Below are 18,753 nucleotides of genomic sequence, written 5' to 3'. Positions count from 1 at the left end.
GTCATTACAGATGGGCCGTTCATCGCTGAGCGGCCCGTGCAACGAAATCAGATATCCAGCAGCAGACGAGCCGGGTCTTCCAGCAGGTTCTTGATGGTAACCAGGAAGGTCACAGCTTCTTTGCCGTCGATCAAGCGGTGATCGTAGGACAGAGCCAGGTACATCATCGGACGGATAACAACCTGACCGTTGATCGCCATTGGACGCTGCAGAATGTTGTGCATGCCCAGGATAGCCGCTTGCGGCGGGTTGACGATCGGGGTCGACATCATCGAGCCGAATGTACCACCGTTGGTGATGGTGAACGTGCCACCAGTCATTTCGTCGATGGTCAGCTTGCCGTCGCGAGCCTTCTTGCCGAAGTTGGCAATGCCGCCTTCGATTTCAGCCAGGCTCATCAGTTCGGCGTTACGCAGAACCGGCACCACCAGGCCACGGTCGCTGGACACAGCAACGCCGACGTCAGCGTAGCCGTGGTAGACGATGTCGCCGCCGTCGATGGAAGCGTTGACAGCCGGGAAGCGTTTCAGCGCTTCGGTGGCCGCTTTCACGAAGAACGACATGAAGCCCAGGCGCACGCCGTTGTGGGACTTCTCGAACAGGTCCTTGTACTTCGAACGCAGGGCCATGACTTCAGTCATGTCGACTTCGTTGAAGGTCGTCAGCATCGCCATGTTCGACTGTGCTTCAACCAGGCGCTTGGCCACGGTTGCACGCACGCGGGTCATCGGCACGCGCTTCTCGGTGCGGTCGCCAGCAGCGAACACAGGAGCAGCGGCAGCCGGGGCAGCGGCCTTGGCAGGCGCGGCAGCCGGAGCGGCTTTCTTGGCAGCAACGGCTGCAACCACGTCTTCCTTGGTCACACGACCGCCTTTGCCAGTACCGGCAACGGAAGCGATGTTGATGCCGCTTTCTTCAGCCAGCTTGCGAGCAGCTGGTGCAGCAACAGGATCATCTTCGCCAACAACGGACAAAGCAGCAGCCTGTGCAGGCGCAGCAGCAGCAGCGGCTGGAGCGGCGGCAACAGCACTGCCCTCTCCGATGGAGCCCAGGACTTCGTCGGACAGAACGGTGTCGCCTTCGTTCTTGACGATAGCGCCCAGAACGCCATCAGCGGTAGCCAACACTTCCAGTACGACTTTATCGGTTTCGATGTCGACGATCAGTTCGTCGCGCTTGACCGCGTCGCCCGGTTTTTTGTGCCAGGTGGCAACGGTGCCATCGGCAACCGATTCCGGGAAAGTGGGGGCTTTGATCTCGATAGCCATTGTCTGTGGTTCCTTAAATTCGGTTTCAGGTGCGCGAAGGCGTTAAACAGTAAAGGCGTCTTGCAGCAGTTTTTCCTGCTGTTCGGCGTGCATCGATGCATAACCACATGCAGGTGCAGCAGAAGCGTCACGGCCCGCGTACTCGAGTACGAGAGACTTGTTGTGACCGCCAACGATGCGACGCATGTGATGCTGACTGCAGTACCAGGCACCCTGGTTCATCGGCTCTTCCTGGCACCAAACGATGTGTTTGAGGTTGGAATAAGGAGCCAGGACTTCAATCAAGTCGTCCTCAGGGAATGGGTACAACTGCTCAAGACGCACGATGGCGATGTCATCACGACCTTCGGCACGGCGTTTTTCCAGCAGGTCGTAGTAGACCTTGCCGCTACACAGCACGAGACGAGTGACCTTTTTCGGATCATGCGCATCGATTTCCGGGATAACGGTCTGGAACGAACCTTCGGCCAGATCTTCCAGGGTCGAGATGGCCAGCTTGTGACGCAGCAGCGACTTCGGAGTCAGCACTACCAGTGGTTTGCGCAGGGGACGAATCACCTGGCGACGCAGCAAGTGGTAGATCTGGGCCGGCGTAGTCGGCATGCACACCTGAATGTTGTGCTCGGCGCACAGCTGCAGGTAACGCTCCAGACGAGCCGAAGAGTGCTCCGGACCCTGACCTTCATAACCGTGTGGCAGCAACATGGTCAGACCGCACAGACGGCCCCACTTGTGCTCACCGCTAGTGATGAACTGGTCGATAACCACCTGGGCACCGTTGGCAAAGTCGCCGAACTGGGCTTCCCAGATCACCAGCGCGTCAGGCGTGGTGGTGGAGTAGCCGTATTCGAACGCCAGTACGGCTTCTTCGGACAGGAACGAATCGTACAGGTCGAAACGTGGCTGGCCTTCGTACAGGTGTTGCAACGGGATGTAGGTGCCCGCGTCTTTCTGGTTGTGCAATACCGCATGGCGGTGCGAGAACGTACCGCGGCCGATGTCCTGGCCGGTCATGCGAATCGGGTGACCTTCGAACGCCAGGGTCGCGTACGCCATGGTTTCGGCGTAACCCCAGTTGATCGGCAGGCCGCCGGCTTGCATTTTCTGACGGTCTTCGTAGATCTTCGCAACCTGGCGCTGAACCACGAAACCTTCCGGGATTTCCAGCAGCTTGGCAGACAGCTCTTGCAGGGTCTTCAGATCGAACGTGGTGTCGTGACGCGCAGTCCAGGCGTGGCCCAGGTACGGACGCCAGTCGACGAACAGCTCTTTGTTCGGTTCCTTGACCAGGCTTTTCACTACGTGCAGGCCGTTGTCCAGCGCGTTGCGGTATTCGTCGACTTTCGCCTGAACACGTGCAACGTCAAGCACACCGCTCTGGGTCAGACGATCGGCATACAGCTCACGCGTGGTGCGCTGCTTGGTGATCTGCTGATACATCAGAGGCTGGGTGCCGCTTGGCTCGTCCGCTTCGTTGTGGCCGCGACGACGGTAGCAGACCAGGTCGATCACCACGTCACGCTTGAACTGCATGCGGTAGTCGATAGCCAGCTGGGTCACGAACAATACGGCTTCCGGATCATCACCATTCACATGGAGGATCGGCGCCTGGATCATTTTCGCAACGTCGGTGGCGTACTCGGTGGAACGCGAGTCTTCCGGGTTGCTGATGGTGAAGCCAACCTGGTTGTTGATCACGATGTGAACAGTACCGCCCGTCCGGAAGCCGCGAGTCTGCGACATCTGGAAGGTTTCCATGACCACGCCCTGACCGGCGAATGCCGCGTCACCGTGGATGGAAATCGGCAGGACTTTCTCACCGGTCGGATCGTTACGACGATCCTGACGGGCACGGACCGAACCCTCGACCACTGGCGAAACGATTTCCAGGTGGGACGGGTTGAACGCCATGGCCAGGTGGACTTCGCCGCCTGTGGTCATTACGTTGGAGGAGAAGCCCTGGTGATATTTAACGTCACCGGAACCCAGCTCGACCTTCTTCTTGCCTTCGAACTCGTCGAACAGCTCTCGCGGGTTCTTGCCGAAGGTGTTGACCAGCACGTTCAGACGGCCACGGTGGGCCATGCCGATAACGATTTCCTTGGTGCCGTAGGAACCGGAGCGCTGGATCAGCTCGTCAAGCATCGGAATCAGGCTTTCGCCGCCTTCCAGGCCGAAACGCTTGGTGCCCGGGTATTTGGTACCCAGGTATTTTTCCAGACCTTCGCCTGCGGTGACGCGCTCGAGCAGGTGGCTCTTGATGTCGGCCGAATACACCGGACGACCGCGCACACCTTCCAGACGCTGCTGGAACCACTGGCGCTGCTCGGAATCGACGATGTGGGTAAATTCAGCGCCGATGGTGCGGCAATATGTCTGCTGCAACGCTTCGTGAATTTCGCGTAGGCTCGCTTCCTCTTTGCCGATGAACAGGTCGCCGGCACGGAAGGTCGTATCAAGATCGGCATTGGTCAAGCCGTAATGATTGATCGACAGGTCTGCAGGTGCAGGACGCTGCCACAGCCCCAGCGGGTCAAGCTGGGCTGCCTGGTGGCCACGCATCCGGTAGGCCTGGATCAGTCGCAGTACTTCAACTTGCTTCTTCTCGTGCTCACTGCTCACGCTGCCGGCGGAAACCGGTTGGGCGCGGCGCTGGTTCTTTGCCAGCAGCACGAAATGATCGCGAATCGTCGAGTGCGATACATCGGTGGCAGCGTTGCCGTCAGCGGGCAACGTCTGAAATTTGGTGCGCCACTCTTCTGGCACAGCGTTAGGGTCGTGCAGGTAGAGCTCATAAAGCTCTTCCACATAGGCAGCGTTACCACCTGAAAGATAGCCGCTGTTCCACATGCGCTGCATCACGCTTTCTTGCATGCTTGGTCACCCTCGGTTAGGGGAACACCATCGGCGAAGACACCGAGCAAGCTTGCAGAAGTCCGAATGCAGCGACCAAAACAAGCCACTTAGGATCACGCTGATAGTCCGGGTACCAGCCCGGATGCCCCTGCTTGTCTCATTTCTTCAAAATAAGAGCCGCAGCCTTGTGGGCTGCCACTCTGGTTATAGCCAAGACGCGGGTTGAAGCCCGCGCCTTAGCCTCTACGGGTACAGCAGTTCTACGGGTACAACAGCTGAATCACACGCCGCTTTGCAGCAGCATGTTACGTATGTGACCGATGGCCTTAGTCGGGTTCAGGCCTTTCGGACATACGTTGACGCAGTTCATGATCCCGCGGCAGCGGAATACGCTGAACGGGTCATCCAGCGAAGCCAGACGCTCGGAAGTCTTGGTATCACGGCTGTCTGCCAGGAAGCGATAAGCTTGCAGCAGAGCAGCTGGACCCAGGAACTTGTCCGGGTTCCACCAGAAGGACGGGCAAGAGGTCGAGCAGCAAGCGCACAGGATGCACTCGTACAGACCGTCGAGCTTTTCACGCTCTTCAGGAGTCTGCAGACGCTCGATGGCCGGAGCCGGCGTGTCGTTCTGCAGGAAAGGCTTAACCTTTTCGTATTGCTTGTAGAAGATGCTCATATCGACGACCAGGTCACGGATAACCGGCAAACCTGGCAGAGGACGAACGATCAACTTGTTACCTTTGACGACGGCAGACAGCGGCGTGACGCAGGCCAGACCGTTTTTGCCGTTGATGTTCATGCCGTCGGAACCGCAAACACCTTCACGGCAAGAGCGACGATAGGAGAAACCTTCGTCCTGCTCTTTGATCAGGGCCAGCACGTCCAGCACCATCAGGTCTTTACCACCGGTGTCGACCTGGAATTCCTGCATGAACGGCGCGGCGTCCTGATCAGGGTTGTAGCGATAAACACTGACTTGCAACATGGCGGCCACCCTTAATAAGTCCGAATCTTAGGTTCAAAAGTCGGAACAGTCTTCGGCGAGAAGTTCACGGCACGCTTGGTAACGCGCTTTTCACCCGGGAAGTACAGGGTGTGGCACAGCCAGTTTTCGTCGTCGCGATCTTCGTAGTCTTCACGGGCGTGAGCGCCGCGGGACTCTTTGCGGATTTCTGCTGCGATGGCAGTAGCTTCGGCCACTTCCAGCAGGTTTTGCAGTTCCAGCGCTTCGATACGAGCAGTGTTGAACGCCTGGCTCTTATCGTTGATCTTGACGTTGGCGATACGGCCACGCAGATCAGCCAGCTGAGCAATACCCTTCTGCATGTATTCGCCGGTACGGAATACACCGAAGTAGTTCTGCATGCAGCTTTGCAGCTCTTTACGCAGGGTAGCGACGTCTTCGCCTTCGGTACGCGAGTTCAGGCCATCGAGACGCGCCAGGGCTGCGTCGATGTCGGACTGGCGAGGGCGAGCGTAGTCGACGCCTTCTTTCAGGGTCTGCTCCAGGAACAGGCCGGCGGCACGGCCGAATACCACCAGGTCGAGCAGCGAGTTGCCGCCCAGACGGTTGGCACCGTGAACCGATACGCACGCCACTTCGCCTACCGCGAACAGGCCAGGAATGATCTGGTCCTTGCCGTCGGCGTCCTGAGTGATTGCCTGGCCATGAATGTTGGTGGCAACGCCGCCCATCATATAGTGGCAGGTTGGAACAACCGGGATCGGCGCTACGGCTGGATCGACGTGAGCGAAGGTCTTGGACAGTTCCATGATGCCTGGCAGACGGCTGTGCAGAACTTCTTCACCGAGGTGATCGAGTTTCAGCATCACGTGGTCGCCATCCGGACCGCAACCGTTGCCGGCGATGATTTCTTTAACCATCGAGCGAGCAACCACGTCACGACCAGCAAGGTCTTTGGCGTTCGGAGCATAACGCTCCATGAAACGCTCGCCGTGCTTGTTGATCAGGTAACCGCCTTCACCGCGGCAACCTTCGGTAACCAGTACACCGGCGCCGGCGATGCCGGTCGGGTGGAACTGCCACATTTCGATGTCTTGTACCGGCACGCCAGCACGCAGAGCCATGCCGACGCCGTCACCGGTGTTGATCAGGGCGTTGGTGGTGGACGAGTAGATACGACCTGCACCGCCAGTCGCCAGAACGGTGGCATTAGCGCGGACGTAGGAGGTTTCGCCGGTCTCGATGCAGATGACGATCATGCCGACAAAGGCACCGTCTTCGTTCTTCACCAGGTCGACGCCGTAGTATTCGTTGAGGAATACAGTGCCGGCCTTCAGGTTGGCCTGGTACAGGGTGTGCAGCAGAGCGTGACCGGTACGGTCGGCAGCGGCGCACGTACGGGCAGCCTGGCCACCTTTACCGAAGTCTTTCGACTGACCGCCGAACGGACGCTGATAGATGCGACCCTGTTCGGTACGGGAGAACGGCAAGCCCATGTGCTCGAGCTCGAAGACCGCTTCCGGGCCTACGGAACACATGTATTCGATAGCGTCCTGGTCACCGATGTAGTCGGAACCCTTGACGGTATCGTACATGTGCCAGCGCCAGTCATCGTTCGGATCCGCGGACGCGATGGCGCAGGTGATGCCACCCTGCGCGGATACGGTGTGCGAACGAGTCGGGAAAACCTTGGTAACTACGGCAGTCTTGTGACCACCTTGTGCCAGCTGCAGCGCAGCGCGCATGCCGGCACCGCCGCCGCCAATGATGATGGCGTCGAACGAAAGCGTATTTACTGAGTTAGACATGAATCAGATACCCCAGAGAATCTGCACACCCCAGACGAAGTAAGCGAACATCGCAACGCCGCATACTGCCTGGAAAAGGAAACGTACTGCAGTCGCGGACTTGCCCAGCGCCATTGGCGTCAGATAGTCGGTCGCGATGGTCCACATGCCGACCCAGGCGTGAGCGCCAAGGGCAACCAGGGCCAGTAGACTGAAGATGCGCATCCAGTTGTTTGCGAACAGCAAGTGCCATTGGGCGTAGCCAAGGCCAGGGTGCGCAACAAGGTATCCGATCAGGAAAATGAAATAAGCCGCGAGAACGACCGCAGACACACGCTGCGCCATCCAGTCATAGAGGCCCGAACGCGATAGGTTCGTAACGCTGGTTACCATATCCAAACTCCCGCCAGAACGATCAACACCACGGAAACGGCGATGATAATTTTCGAGCCCAGCTTGCCGCCTTCCAGCGTCTCACCGATGCCCATGTCCATGATCAGATGGCGTACACCGGCCACCATGTGATACAGCAAGGCGGACAGAAGACCCCATGCTACGAACTTGGCCAGCGGACTGGTCAAGCATGCCTTCACCTCGGCAAAACCTTCCTCGGAACCCAGGGATTTGCTCAATGCATACAGCATGATGCCAAGGCCCAGGAAGAGGATGATGCCGGAAACACGGTGAAGAAACGACGTAACGCCGGTGATGGGGAGTTTGATGGTCCTTAGGTCTAGGTTTACAGGTCGTTGGCTTTTCACGGCTTTTTTTTCACACTGAAGAGCCCCTAACAATCAGGGCAAAGTTGTTGGGGAGTGCACTGGTCAGGTAACCACCACCCAGGGATGCGACCCCCAATAAAGCAGGCCCAAAAGCCCCTGGCGGTCGGTGGCCGAGTATAGACAGTTAGGCTACTAATGACAACGCGTTCACCTTCCCCTAATAGCTCATTGCGCAAGCGGGATAAAAGGCGTAAACGGCAGGTATTTTCGAGGAAAAAGTCCGGTTAAAGCCTTCTGGAGCAAGACTTTAGGCAAATTGACATTCGAATTTATCTCACTATAGTGGTGCGGGCCCTGCGTGGGGGGTCTGTCTGATGATTTCAAGCATAAATAGGAGGCCACATGGCTGACAAAAAAGCGCAGTTGATCATCGAGGGCGCAGCCCCCGTCGAGCTGCCCATTTTAACCGGCACCGTTGGTCCCGATGTAATCGACGTTCGGGGCCTGACGGCCACGGGCCGTTTCACTTTTGACCCAGGTTTCATGTCGACCGCCTCTTGCGAGTCGAAAATTACCTATATCGACGGCGACAACGGCATTTTGTTGCACCGCGGCTACCCGATCGAGCAACTCGCCGAGAAGTCGGACTATCTGGAAACCTGCTACCTGCTGCTCAACGGCGAATTGCCGACCGCAGAACAGAAGGCCCAGTTCGTCAGCACCGTCAAGAACCACACCATGGTTCATGAGCAACTGAAGACCTTCTTCAACGGCTTCCGCCGCGACGCCCACCCAATGGCCGTCATGTGCGGTGTAGTCGGCGCCCTTTCGGCGTTCTACCACGACTCCCTGGACATCAATAACCCGCAGCATCGCGAAATCTCCGCGATCCGCCTGGTTGCCAAGATGCCAACCCTGGCAGCGATGGTTTACAAGTACTCCATGGGTCAACCCATGATGTACCCGCGCAACGACCTGTCGTACGCGGAAAACTTCCTGCACATGATGTTCAACACCCCGTGCGAGATCAAACCGATCAGCCCGGTACTCGCCAAGGCCATGGACCGGATCTTCATCCTCCACGCCGACCACGAGCAGAACGCATCGACCTCCACCGTACGCCTGGCAGGCTCGTCGGGTGCCAACCCGTTCGCCTGTATCGCTGCCGGTATCGCTGCACTCTGGGGCCCGGCTCACGGCGGCGCCAACGAAGCAGTGCTGACCATGCTCGACGAAATTGGCGATGTCTCGAACATCGACAAGTTCATCGCCAAGGCCAAGGACAAGAACGATCCGTTCAAACTGATGGGCTTCGGTCACCGGGTTTACAAAAACCGCGACCCACGCGCCACCGTCATGAAAAAGACCTGCGACGAAGTGCTCAAGGAATTGGGTATCCAGAACGATCCGCAACTCGAACTGGCCATGCGCCTGGAAGAGATCGCCCTGACCGACCCGTACTTCATCGAACGCTCGCTATACCCGAACGTCGACTTCTACTCGGGGATCATCCTCAAGGCGATCGGCATTCCAACCAGCATGTTCACCGTGATCTTCGCCCTGGCGCGGACCGTCGGCTGGATCTCCCACTGGAAAGAAATGCTCTCCAGCCCGTACAAGATTGGCCGCCCGCGCCAGCTGTACACCGGCTACGAGTCGCGTGACATCCCCCGGCTTGAAGACCGCAAGTAAGACCTGTCTTGCGATAACGTCTTAGCTGCACCGGAAACGGCCTCTGCCTCTGATACAAGAGCAGAGGCCGTTTTTGTTTACCCCGCCGCCCCCCCCCCCCCTGTAGCAGCTGCCGAGCCCGCGAGGCTGCGTTCGACTGCGTAGCAGTCGCAAATCAGGCGCATCGTTTCTTCAGGGGCATCGTGCATGTAGGGATTACGGCCGCTACGCAGCCGAACGCAGCCTCGCGGGCTCGGCAGCTGCTACGGAGAGCGTACTCCTCATAAAAAATGCCCCGATCTCTCGACCGGGGCATTTCTGTTTAACGCTGCTTATATATAGACGCTTATACAGCCCTATACGTTAGTGCGACACCGCCCCACTCGCCCCCAACCCGGTCTGCGAACGGACGAATTGCGGGAAGAACAGCGCCCGCTCATTGTCAGCCGCCGCAGACTTGTCAGTGATGGAGAAGAACCAGATACCGACAAAGGCAATGGCCATCGAGAACAGCGCCGGGTACTCATACGGGAAGATCGCCTTCTCGTGCCCCATGATCTGCACCCAAATGGTTGGACCCAGCACCATCAGGCCCACCGCACTGACCAGCCCCAGCCAGCCGCCGACCATTGCACCGCGCGTGGTCAGCTTCTTCCAGTACATGGAAAGCAGAAGCACCGGGAAGTTGCAACTGGCAGCGATCGAGAACGCCAGGCCCACCATGAACGCGATGTTCTGGCTTTCGAACAGGATGCCCAGAACAATCGCCAACACGCCCAAGGCGATGGTGGTGATTTTCGAAACCCGGATCTCATCCTTCTCGTTGGCCTTGCCCTTCTTGATCACACTGGCGTACAGGTCGTGCGACACCGCCGTGGCTCCAGCCAGGGTCAGACCGGCAACCACCGCCAGAATGGTGGCGAAGGCTACTGCCGAGATGAAGCCGAGGAAGATACTGCCGCCCACCGCATTGGCCAGGTGCACCGCCGCCATGTTGTTGCCACCCACCAGCGCGCCCGTAGCGTCCTTGAAGGCTGGGTTGGTGCTGACCAGCAGGATTGCACCGAAGCCGATAATGAACGTCAGGATGTAGAAGTAACCAATGAAGCCGGTGGCATACAGCACGCTTTTGCGCGCTTCTTTAGCGTCACTCACGGTGAAGAAACGCATCAGGATATGCGGCAGGCCAGCGGTACCGAACATCAACGCCAGGCCAAGGGAGAATGCCGAGATCGGGTCTTTCACCAGACCGCCCGGGCTCATGATCGCTTCACCTTTAGGGTGAACCTTGACCGCCTCGGAGAACAGCGTATTGAAGTCGAAGTGGACGTACTTCATCACCATCAGCGCCATGAACGAGGCGCCGGACAACAACAGCACGGCCTTGATGATCTGCACCCAGGTGGTCGCCAGCATGCCGCCGAACAACACATAAAGGCACATCAGGATCCCCACCAGAATCACCGCGACATAGTAGTCGAGCCCGAACAGCAACTGGATCAACTTGCCGGCACCGACCATTTGCGCGATCAGGTAGAACGCCACCACCACCAGCGAACCACAGGCTGACAAGGTGCGAATCTGGGTTTGCCCCAGGCGGTAGGACGCCACATCGGCAAACGTGTACTTACCCAGGTTACGCAAGCGCTCGGCGATCAGGAACAGAATGATCGGCCAGCCCACCAGGAAGCCGATCGAGTAGATCAGGCCATCGTAGCCAGACGCGAATACCAGCGCGGAAATCCCCAGGAAGGACGCCGCCGACATGTAGTCACCGGCAATCGCCAGGCCGTTCTGCAAACCGGTGATCCGGCCGCCCGCCGCGTAGTAGTCGGCTGCCGACTTGGTGCGCCGGGAAGCCCAGTAGGTGATGCACAGCGTTGCGCCGACGAACACCACGAACATCAGGATCGCCGACACGTTGAGCGGTTGTTTGTGCACTTCGCCGGTAAGCGCCTCGGCCGCCCAAACGGCCGGTGCGAAGGCGGTAATGCCTAAAGCTGCCAATAGACGCCGGATCATTGCTGAGCCTCCTTGAGAATCGCATTGTTCAGGTCGTCGAATTCGCCATTGGCGCGTCGTACGTAGATGGCCGTCAGGACGAAGGCCGAAACAATCAGCCCTACACCAATCGGTATGCCCCAGGTAATCGATGACTCAGGGCTGATTTTCGCCCCCAGTACATGCGGCCCATAAGCAATCAATAAGATGAAGCCCGAGTAAAGCCCAAGCATGATCGCCGAGAGAATCCAGGCGAACCGCTCTCGTTTACGAACCAGCTCCTTGAAGCGCGGGCTGTTTTGAATCGAGAGGTAAATGCTGTCGTTCATTGTTTTTATCCTCGCAGCACAGATTTTAGTTGGAACGTATCCACTCTATGCGGCTGCGGAACTGGTTCCAGACGACCTTAGTATTAGAACGACATGACCATTTCGCCAATTTTCAGCATATAAATAAATGTGGGAGCGAGCCTGCTCGCGATGGCGCCGTATCAGTCAACCTATCTGTCAACTGTTACACCGCCATCGCGAGCAAGCTCGCTCCCACAGGGATGAAGCGTTATCCGGGTTTATTTAGTCCATTCGGCGACGCGCGCAGGGTGTTTGGCTACCCAGTCCTTCGCTGCCACTTCAGGTTTGGCACCATCCTGGATAGCCAGCATGACTTCGCCGATTTCGTCTTTCGACGCCCACTGGAAGTTCTTCAGGAACTTCGCAACTTCCGGCGCTTTGGTTGCCAGTTCCTTGCTACCGATGCTGTTTACGGTTTCAGCTGCGCCATAAACGCCTTTTGGGTCTTCCAGGAAGCGCAGTTTCCACTTGGCGAACATCCAGTGCGGTACCCAACCGGTGACTGCGATGGATTCGTTTTTCTTCTCGGCACGGGTCAGCTCGGCAATCATGCCGGCACCGGAACTGGCCTTGAGGGTGTAGTTGCTCAGGCCGTAATCCTTGATCGCCTGATCAGTCTTGAGCATCACGCCTGAACCGGCGTCAATGCCGACGATACGACCTTTGAAGCTATCGTCGGTTTTAAGATCCTCGATGGTCTTGGCCTTGACGTACTCCGGCACGATCAGACCGATTTTCGCATCCTTGAAGTTCGGGCCGTAATMGACGACCTGATCCTTGTTCTTCGCCCAGTATTCGCCATGGGTCACTGGCAGCCAGGCTGACAGCATTGCATCGAGTTTGCCGGTGGCCACACCCTGCCACATGATCCCGGTGGCCACGGCTTGCAGTTTCACGTCATAGCCGAGCTTTTGCTTGATCACTTCCGCAGCCACGTTGGTTGTGGCGACGCTGTCCGACCAGCCATCGACATAACCGATCGTCACTGCCTTGCCTTCGGCGCTGGCCACAGTAGAACTGATCGCCAGCACCAAAGCCGCACCTGCGCCCAAGAGTCGTCGCATCTTCATCGTTACTTCCCCGAAAGTGCTGCGCCCGACGGATGCCGAGCAGCGTCAATGTATTGTTATGGTGCCCAGCGCCCCCATCACGCCTCACCGCAAACCCGTTCGAACATCAGCGGAGTACTGACGAGTCGATAATCAACCTCGCGCCTGCGGCGACCTGCTCTGCCTGCGACCTCAAGGCATCGAGAAACGACATCAGAACGCCAGTAATCGCACCCTGCAAAAATGCCCCTGCGAATCCCGCCTGAACTTTGCATGTCAAAACCATGCAGGTCACCAAGCACGGGACAAATGCAGGTAAGATGCGCGGCTTTGTTCCCAGACGGCCTGACCATGCCCGCCACCTCGCGCTTCCCCTTCTTCGCTTATCTATTCGCCTGCCTGCTTGGCCTGTTTGCCCTCGGTGGTTACTGGTACGGGCTCGGTCAACCGGTGGTGCTGCCGGACGTGGCCAGCGCCACGCACAAATTGCAGTGCGCCTCGTACACACCGTTCGACAAGGACCAATCGCCATTCGATCAGCCGTTCAAACTGCGCCCTGAACGCATGGACGCCGACCTCGCGCTGCTGGCAACCCGCTTCGAGTGCATTCGCACCTATTCGATGACCGGTCTCGAAGCGCTGCCGGACCTGGCGCGCAAACATGGCCTGAAACTGATGATCGGCGCCTGGGTCAACAGCAACCCGGTGGACACTGCCAAGGAAATCGAACTGCTGATCGCCGAGGCCAACGCCAACCCGGACGTGGTCAGTTCAGTGATCGTAGGCAACGAAACCCTGCTGCGCAAGGAAGTCACCGGCGCGCAATTGGCCAAGCTGATCAACCACGTCAAGAGCCACGTCAAACAGCCGGTGACCTACGCCGACGTCTGGGAGTTCTGGCTCAAGCATCCTGAAGTCGCCCCGGCGGTGGACTTCCTGACCATCCACTTGCTGCCGTACTGGGAAGATGAGCCGTCCAACATCGACGCAGCCCTCCAGCACGTCGCCGAGGTTCGGCAGATCTTCGGCAGTCGCTTCGCGCCCAAGGACGTGCTGATCGGCGAAACCGGCTGGCCGAGTGAAGGCCGTCAACGGGAAACCGCTGTACCGAGCCGAGTCAATGAAGCCAAGTTCATTCGTGGTTTTGTGGCGATGGCCGAGCAACAAGGCTGGCACTACAACCTGATCGAAGCCTTTGACCAACCGTGGAAACGCGCCAGCGAAGGTGCGGTCGGTGGTTATTGGGGGCTGTTCGATGCAAACCGCCAGGACAAGGGCGTGCTGGCAGGCCCCGTCACCAACCTGCCGTTCTGGTCGCAATGGCTGGCAGTCGGCAGCCTGATCTTCCTCGGTACGCTGATGCTGGGCGGCCGTGTACGCAGCACTCGCGCAGCGTTGATGCTGCCACTGCTCGGTGCAGTCGCTGCGTGCTCCATTGGCACCTGGGGTGAACTGGCGCGCGTCACCAGCCGCTTTGCCGATGAGTGGATCTGGGCTGCGTTGCTGACCGGCCTGAACTTCCTGGTGCTGGCCCATGCGGCGTTGTTCCTCAGCGCCAGAACCGGTTGGCGTGAACGCGCTTTCAATGCACTGGAACGTCGCGCTGGCTGGCTGCTCGCTGCCGCCGGATTCGCATGTGCTGTGATGATGCTGGGGCTGGTGTTCGAACCGCGCTATCGCAGCTTCCCAAGCGCCGCCCTGCTGCTGCCAGCGCTGGTCTATCTGATTCGTCCGGTCAATGCACCACGCCGGGAAATCGCGCTGCTGACCTTCATCATCGGCGCCAGCATTGCCCCGCAGCTGTACCGTGAAGGCCTGTTCAACCAGCAAGCCTGGGGCTGGGCGCTGGTTTGTCTGCTGATGGTTGCCGCGCTGTGGCGCAGCTTGCGGGTTCGCAACATTTAATTTGTATAGAGCACCTATCGGTGCTATCGCGAGCAGGCTCGCTCCCACAGGTTTTGTGCAATCCATGTGGGAGCGAGCCTGCTCGCGATGACGGTCTATCAGGCTGCGCGTGGCGCCCGAACCAACCGCAGCCCCGCGATCACTACGGCAAATACCGCAATGCTGGTGTTGTACAGCGCCAATGCCGGAAACCCGAACACCAGCGCCAGTACCGCCAGCCACCAGCCGGCCCGTCCCGGCACCACAAAGCCCAACACTGCTGCCACCAATGCAGCCCCGCCCATCACCTTGAAGTGAATCATCAGGCCAAGGGTGGAGCGCGCCTGGCATTCCCAACGGCTTGCCTCATCAACACAGAGACCAACCCACTGGGCGTCCTCCATCAGGACATAACGCAATCCATAACTGGCGGCCAGCCACAGCGGCAAGGCGATAAGCAAAATAATGACGGGCAGACGGCGGGACATGAAGCACTCCGATAAACGAAAACGGCGCCCAGCTTAATCGCCCGCCAGCCGTAAGCAAGCGAGACCATGAGAAATCTGTTCAGACAATCGCTGCAGAGTGTATCGTTCAGCCGCTATTGATCCGAATTCAGCCTCTTTGGTGCCGCCGCATGGCACTTTGGCGCAACACCGGTGGTCATAGCCTGCGAACCTCATTAGGCTCTGTACGGAAACTGTCTGCGCGTCGACCAGGCTGCGTTAAAAACAGGCTCGGAATGCTCATTTAGGGGCCTAAACTCCGCTTCCTCGCCTGTTTTTGCCTTGCCTGATCGCCGCTCGACGAGTTTTCGTACAGACCCTAGGCACCTTCCTCTAAGGGATTTAGTCATGCTCCGTTCCTTGCGCTTTGCTGCCTTGATAGGCGGCGTTATTTTGAGTGCGTCCGCACTGGCGGCAGACATCGACGCCGTCAGTTATGGCTACCCCTTGACCAACCCGTTCGAGGCGACCATCGCCACGACCCCGCCGGAGTTGCGTCCCGAGTTGCCGTCCGATGACGCGATCCATCAATCCGATCACACCCTGAAGCTGCGCCCGGAACGCGAATTCGACCTGCCAGACAATTTCTGGCCAGTGAAAAAGCTCACCTATCGCATGGCCACACAGGATCACGCCGCACCGTTGATTTTCCTGATTGCCGGCACTGGTGCACGCTTCGACAGCAGCATTAACGAATACCTGAAAAAGCTCTATTACAAAGCCGGTTATCACGTCGTACAGCTGTCCTCACCGACCAGTTTCGACTTCATGAGCGCCGCTTCCCGCTTCGCCACCCCGGGCGTGTCCAAGGAAGACGCCGAGGACATGTACCGCGTGATGCAAGCGGTTCGTGCGCAAAACCCGAAGCTGCCGATCACCGACTACTACCTCACCGGCTACAGCCTGGGTGGACTGGATGCGGCGTTTGTCAGCAAGCTGGATGAAACCCGACGCAGCTTCAACTTCAAGAAAGTCTTGCTGCTCAATCCTCCGGTCAACCTCTACACCTCTGTCACCAACCTCGACAAACTGGTACAAACCGAGGTCAAGGGCATCAACAACAGCACCACGTTCTATGAACTGATGCTCAACAAGCTGACGCGCTACTTCCAGCAAAAAGGCTACATCGACCTCAACGACGCGCTGGTCTATGACTTCCAGCAATCGAAACAGCACTTGAGCAACGAACAGATGGCCATGCTGATCGGCACCTCGTTCCGCTTTTCGGCCGCCGACATCACCTTCACCTCGGACCTGATCAACCGACGCGGCCTGATCACCCCGCCCAAGTTTCCGATCACCGAAGGCACCAGCCTCGAGCCATTCCTCAAGCGTGCACTGCAATGTGATTTCGACTGCTATCTCACCGAGCAGGTGATCCCGATGTGGCGTGCCCGTACCGATGGCGGCAGCATCTTGCAGTTGATTGACCAGGTCAGCCTCTACGCGCTCAAGGACTACCTGCACGACAGCCCGAAAATTGCCGTGATGCACAATGCTGACGATGTGATCCTCGGCCCGGGCGACCTCGGTTTCTTGCGTAAAACCTTCGGCAATCGCCTGACGGTTTATCCTCACGGCGGCCATTGCGGCAACCTCAACTACCGCGTCAATGCCGACGCCATGCTGGAGTTCTTCCGTGGCTAAACACCTCCTTCTGCTCGCTGCACTGCTTAGCGCAGTCGGCTATGCCCATGCCGACAACAGCAAGGCCAACTCCACGACGGTGGTTGATCAGGACGGCTTCACCGAGCCGATGACCAAACTAAAGTTCAACCCGGGGCTGGACCAGCGTGAGTTCGAACGCTCGACCCTGAATGCGCTGAGTGTCTATGACCCGCTGGAGTCGTGGAACCGTCGGGTCTACCACTTCAACTACCGGTTCGACCAATGGGTGTTCCTGCCGGTGGTCGACGGTTATCGCTACATCACCCCAAGCTTCCTGCGCACGGGCGTCAGCAACTTCTTCAACAACCTGGGTGACGTACCCAATCTGGTGAACAGCCTGCTGCAGTTCAAGGGCCAGCGTTCGCTGGACATCACCGGGCGACTGCTGCTCAACACGACCCTCGGCATCGGCGGCCTGTGGGACCCGGCCACCGCCATGGGCCTGCCGCGCCAGGTCGAAGACTTCGGCCAGACGCTGGGCTTCTACGGGGTTCCGGGCGGCGCTTACTTCGTACTGCCAATCCTCGGCCCCTCGAACCTGCGTGATACCGCAGGCCTCGCGGTCGACTATACGGCGGAGTCGGCGATCAACTACCTGAACGTGTCGAAAGTCAGCGAAAACCATCCGGAAATCTGGGTTCTGCGCAGCATCGACAAGCGCTATCAGACCAACTTCCGCTATGGCCAGCTGAACTCGCCGTTCGAGTACGAGAAGGTGCGTTACGTGTACACCGAAGCGCGCAAGTTGCAGATCGCCGAGTAAGGCATTCAGCGGGTAACAAAAAAGGCCATTCGAGCGGATCGAATGGCCTTTTTCATAGGTATCTCAAACACCACAAATCCACTGTGGGAGCGAGCCTGCTCGCGATGAGGCCAGTACGCTCAACATTGATGTTGACGGTTAGATCGCTATCGCGAGCAGGCTCGCTCCCACATTTGATATTTGTTGCCTTTGGAATGTGTCCTGGCTTCAGCCTTTCACCGTTTTCCAGGTTTTGCTCACTGCCATCACACCCGCCAACACCACCGCCCCCGCAATAATCCCTGCTGCCGCGTTGAGCAAACTCGGGACAATCCATGAGAAACCGCCGACACTCTGACTGACGCCTTCAATCGCGTGATGCACCACCGGTACACCATGGGTCAGGATCCCGCCGCCGACCAGGAACATCGCCGCCGTACCGATCACCGAGAGGCTTTTCATCATGTACGGCGCGGCGCGCAGGATCGCGCCGCCGATGCTTTTGGCCATTTGCCCGGGCTTGCGGGTCAGCCACAGGCCAAGGTCATCGAGTTTGACGATACCCGCCACCAGGCCATAAACGCCGGCGGTCATGACGATCGCAATGCCTGACACCACGATCACTTGCTGCATCAGCGTTGCACCGGCCACGGTGCCGAGGGTGATGGCGATGATTTCAGCCGAAAGGATAAAGTCGGTGCGCACCGCACCTTTGATCTTGTCCTGTTCGTACGCCACCAGATCTGTCGCCGGATCAGCGACAGCTTCGACCAACTGCGCGTGTTCCGCCTGATCTTCAGCCTTGCTGTGCAAAAACGAGTGGGCAAGCTTTTCAAAGCCCTCGAAACACAAGTAGGCCCCACCGACCATCAACAACGGCGTGACCAGCCACGGAGTGAATGCACTGATCGCCAGCGCCGATGGCACCAGGATCAGTTTGTTGCGAAACGAGCCCTTGGCCACGGCCCAGACCACCGGAATTTCCCGCTCGGCGCGGACACCGGATACCTGCTGGGCGTTGAGCGCCAAGTCGTCGCCGAGCACGCCGGCGGTTTTCTTCGCGGCCATCTTGGTCATCAGCGCGACGTCGTCGAGTACGGCGGCGATATCGTCGATCAACACCAGCAAACTGCTTCCAGCCATGGGTCAGGCTTCCCTACACAAAAAAAGTGCGCGGAGCATAACGCGCTCGGTGCGTGAGAAGCGAGACGCCTCAAGTTACCGCATGCGCAGCACCGCCCCCATCACCAAAGCACATTTGTCTCGCCTGCCCCTTCCCACAACC

15 protein-coding genes are annotated in these 18,753 nt (G+C 58.4%); 4 read left to right on the top strand and 11 right to left on the bottom strand.

Going from position 1 to position 18,753, the window contains the following annotated elements:
• Nucleotides 1–47: 47 nt before the first annotated feature.
• The 6 genes from odhB to sdhC form a co-directional block, all read right to left on the bottom strand.
• Entirely contained in the window at nt 48–1,268 is a 1,221-nt protein-coding gene (odhB, locus tag AC1DHT_RS08090; RefSeq protein WP_429540312.1) for a 2-oxoglutarate dehydrogenase complex dihydrolipoyllysine-residue succinyltransferase, read from the bottom strand.
• A 42-nt stretch (nt 1,269–1,310) separates the two neighbouring features.
• Nucleotides 1,311–4,142 (bottom strand): 2-oxoglutarate dehydrogenase E1 component, encoded by a 2,832-nt coding sequence (locus AC1DHT_RS08085; RefSeq protein WP_123585365.1) that lies wholly within the window; start codon nt 4,140–4,142, stop codon nt 1,311–1,313.
• 262 nt (nt 4,143–4,404) lie between these two features.
• Nucleotides 4,405–5,109 (bottom strand): succinate dehydrogenase iron-sulfur subunit, encoded by a 705-nt coding sequence (locus AC1DHT_RS08080; protein ID WP_019692321.1) that lies wholly within the window; start codon nt 5,107–5,109, stop codon nt 4,405–4,407.
• A gap of 11 nt (nt 5,110–5,120) precedes the next feature.
• Nucleotides 5,121–6,896, bottom strand: coding sequence for a succinate dehydrogenase flavoprotein subunit (sdhA, locus tag AC1DHT_RS08075; protein WP_427547163.1), 1,776 nt, complete (start codon nt 6,894–6,896; stop codon nt 5,121–5,123).
• A gap of 3 nt (nt 6,897–6,899) precedes the next feature.
• A complete protein-coding gene (gene sdhD, locus AC1DHT_RS08070; protein WP_019692323.1) occupies nt 6,900–7,268 on the bottom strand; it encodes a succinate dehydrogenase, hydrophobic membrane anchor protein in 369 nt (122 codons plus the stop codon).
• Entirely contained in the window at nt 7,262–7,636 is a 375-nt protein-coding gene (gene sdhC, locus AC1DHT_RS08065; RefSeq protein WP_427534693.1) for a succinate dehydrogenase, cytochrome b556 subunit, read from the bottom strand. Before sdhC ends, sdhD begins: the two co-directional genes overlap by 7 nt.
• A gap of 363 nt (nt 7,637–7,999) precedes the next feature.
• Here sdhC and gltA point away from each other — a divergent pair, with 363 nt between their 5' ends.
• On the top strand, nt 8,000–9,289 hold the full coding sequence (gene gltA / locus AC1DHT_RS08060) for a citrate synthase (RefSeq protein ID WP_427547073.1): 1,290 nt from the start codon (nt 8,000–8,002) through the stop codon (nt 9,287–9,289).
• Nucleotides 9,290–9,631: 342 nt separating this feature from the next.
• On the opposite strand, the gene AC1DHT_RS08055 is transcribed toward gltA, so the two are convergent.
• From AC1DHT_RS08055 to AC1DHT_RS08045, 3 genes are all read right to left on the bottom strand, one after another.
• Nucleotides 9,632–11,290, bottom strand: coding sequence for a cation acetate symporter (locus AC1DHT_RS08055; RefSeq protein WP_427547070.1), 1,659 nt, complete (start codon nt 11,288–11,290; stop codon nt 9,632–9,634).
• Nucleotides 11,287–11,598 (bottom strand): DUF485 domain-containing protein, encoded by a 312-nt coding sequence (locus AC1DHT_RS08050; RefSeq protein WP_123585369.1) that lies wholly within the window; start codon nt 11,596–11,598, stop codon nt 11,287–11,289. Before AC1DHT_RS08050 ends, AC1DHT_RS08055 begins: the two co-directional genes overlap by 4 nt.
• A gap of 239 nt (nt 11,599–11,837) precedes the next feature.
• Nucleotides 11,838–12,689, bottom strand: coding sequence for a glycine betaine ABC transporter substrate-binding protein (locus AC1DHT_RS08045; protein WP_477761322.1), 852 nt, complete (start codon nt 12,687–12,689; stop codon nt 11,838–11,840).
• A gap of 288 nt (nt 12,690–12,977) precedes the next feature.
• Here AC1DHT_RS08045 and AC1DHT_RS08040 point away from each other — a divergent pair, with 288 nt between their 5' ends.
• Nucleotides 12,978–14,573, top strand: a complete 1,596-nt coding sequence (locus AC1DHT_RS08040; RefSeq protein WP_427547064.1) for a glycoside hydrolase family 17 protein — start codon at nt 12,978–12,980, stop codon at nt 14,571–14,573.
• A gap of 98 nt (nt 14,574–14,671) precedes the next feature.
• Here AC1DHT_RS08040 and AC1DHT_RS08035 read toward each other — a convergent pair whose 3' ends face one another.
• Nucleotides 14,672–15,040 carry a hypothetical protein gene (locus AC1DHT_RS08035; protein WP_427547061.1) on the bottom strand — a complete coding sequence of 123 codons (369 nt, stop codon included), beginning with the start codon at nt 15,038–15,040 and terminating at the stop codon, nt 14,672–14,674.
• A gap of 366 nt (nt 15,041–15,406) precedes the next feature.
• On the opposite strand from AC1DHT_RS08035, the gene AC1DHT_RS08030 reads away from it, so the two are divergent.
• Complete coding sequence (locus AC1DHT_RS08030) at nt 15,407–16,705, top strand: alpha/beta fold hydrolase family protein (protein WP_427547058.1); 1,299 nt, start codon at nt 15,407–15,409, stop codon at nt 16,703–16,705.
• Nucleotides 16,698–17,489 (top strand): MlaA family lipoprotein, encoded by a 792-nt coding sequence (locus tag AC1DHT_RS08025; RefSeq protein WP_427547055.1) that lies wholly within the window; start codon nt 16,698–16,700, stop codon nt 17,487–17,489. The genes AC1DHT_RS08030 and AC1DHT_RS08025 overlap by 8 nt, the downstream gene beginning before the upstream one ends.
• 207 nt (nt 17,490–17,696) lie before the next feature.
• Here AC1DHT_RS08025 and AC1DHT_RS08020 read toward each other — a convergent pair whose 3' ends face one another.
• The gene (locus tag AC1DHT_RS08020) at nt 17,697–18,611 is read right to left on the bottom strand and encodes a DUF808 domain-containing protein (RefSeq protein WP_427547052.1); all 915 of its coding nucleotides are present in this window, start codon (nt 18,609–18,611) and stop codon (nt 17,697–17,699) included.
• Nucleotides 18,612–18,753: the final 142 nt, after the last annotated feature.

The organism is Pseudomonas sp. 05N432 (genome assembly GCF_056396945.1).
The sequence above is the reverse complement of the archived record's forward strand: the minus strand, read 5'-3'. Positions and strand labels throughout refer to the sequence as shown.

Bases quoted from the DNA above. Each gene is read 5' to 3' on its own strand.
- AC1DHT_RS08055 (WP_427547070.1), bottom strand. From the start codon at position 11,290: ATGATCCGGCGTCTATTGGCAGCTTTAGGCATTACCGCCTTCGCACCG.
- AC1DHT_RS08085 (WP_123585365.1), bottom strand. From the start codon at position 4,142: ATGCAAGAAAGCGTGATGCAGCGCATGTGGAACAGCGGCTATCTTTCA.
- AC1DHT_RS08035 (WP_427547061.1), bottom strand. From the start codon at position 15,040: ATGTCCCGCCGTCTGCCCGTCATTATTTTGCTTATCGCCTTGCCGCTG.
- sdhA (WP_427547163.1), bottom strand. From the start codon at position 6,896: ATGTCTAACTCAGTAAATACGCTTTCGTTCGACGCCATCATCATTGGC.
- odhB (WP_429540312.1), bottom strand. From the start codon at position 1,268: ATGGCTATCGAGATCAAAGCCCCCACTTTCCCGGAATCGGTTGCCGAT.
- AC1DHT_RS08080 (WP_019692321.1), bottom strand. From the start codon at position 5,109: ATGTTGCAAGTCAGTGTTTATCGCTACAACCCTGATCAGGACGCCGCG.
- AC1DHT_RS08030 (WP_427547058.1), top strand. From the start codon at position 15,407: ATGCTCCGTTCCTTGCGCTTTGCTGCCTTGATAGGCGGCGTTATTTTG.
- AC1DHT_RS08020 (WP_427547052.1), bottom strand. From the start codon at position 18,611: ATGGCTGGAAGCAGTTTGCTGGTGTTGATCGACGATATCGCCGCCGTA.
- sdhD (WP_019692323.1), bottom strand. From the start codon at position 7,268: ATGGTAACCAGCGTTACGAACCTATCGCGTTCGGGCCTCTATGACTGG.
- AC1DHT_RS08040 (WP_427547064.1), top strand. From the start codon at position 12,978: ATGCAGGTAAGATGCGCGGCTTTGTTCCCAGACGGCCTGACCATGCCC.
- AC1DHT_RS08050 (WP_123585369.1), bottom strand. From the start codon at position 11,598: ATGAACGACAGCATTTACCTCTCGATTCAAAACAGCCCGCGCTTCAAG.
- gltA (WP_427547073.1), top strand. From the start codon at position 8,000: ATGGCTGACAAAAAAGCGCAGTTGATCATCGAGGGCGCAGCCCCCGTC.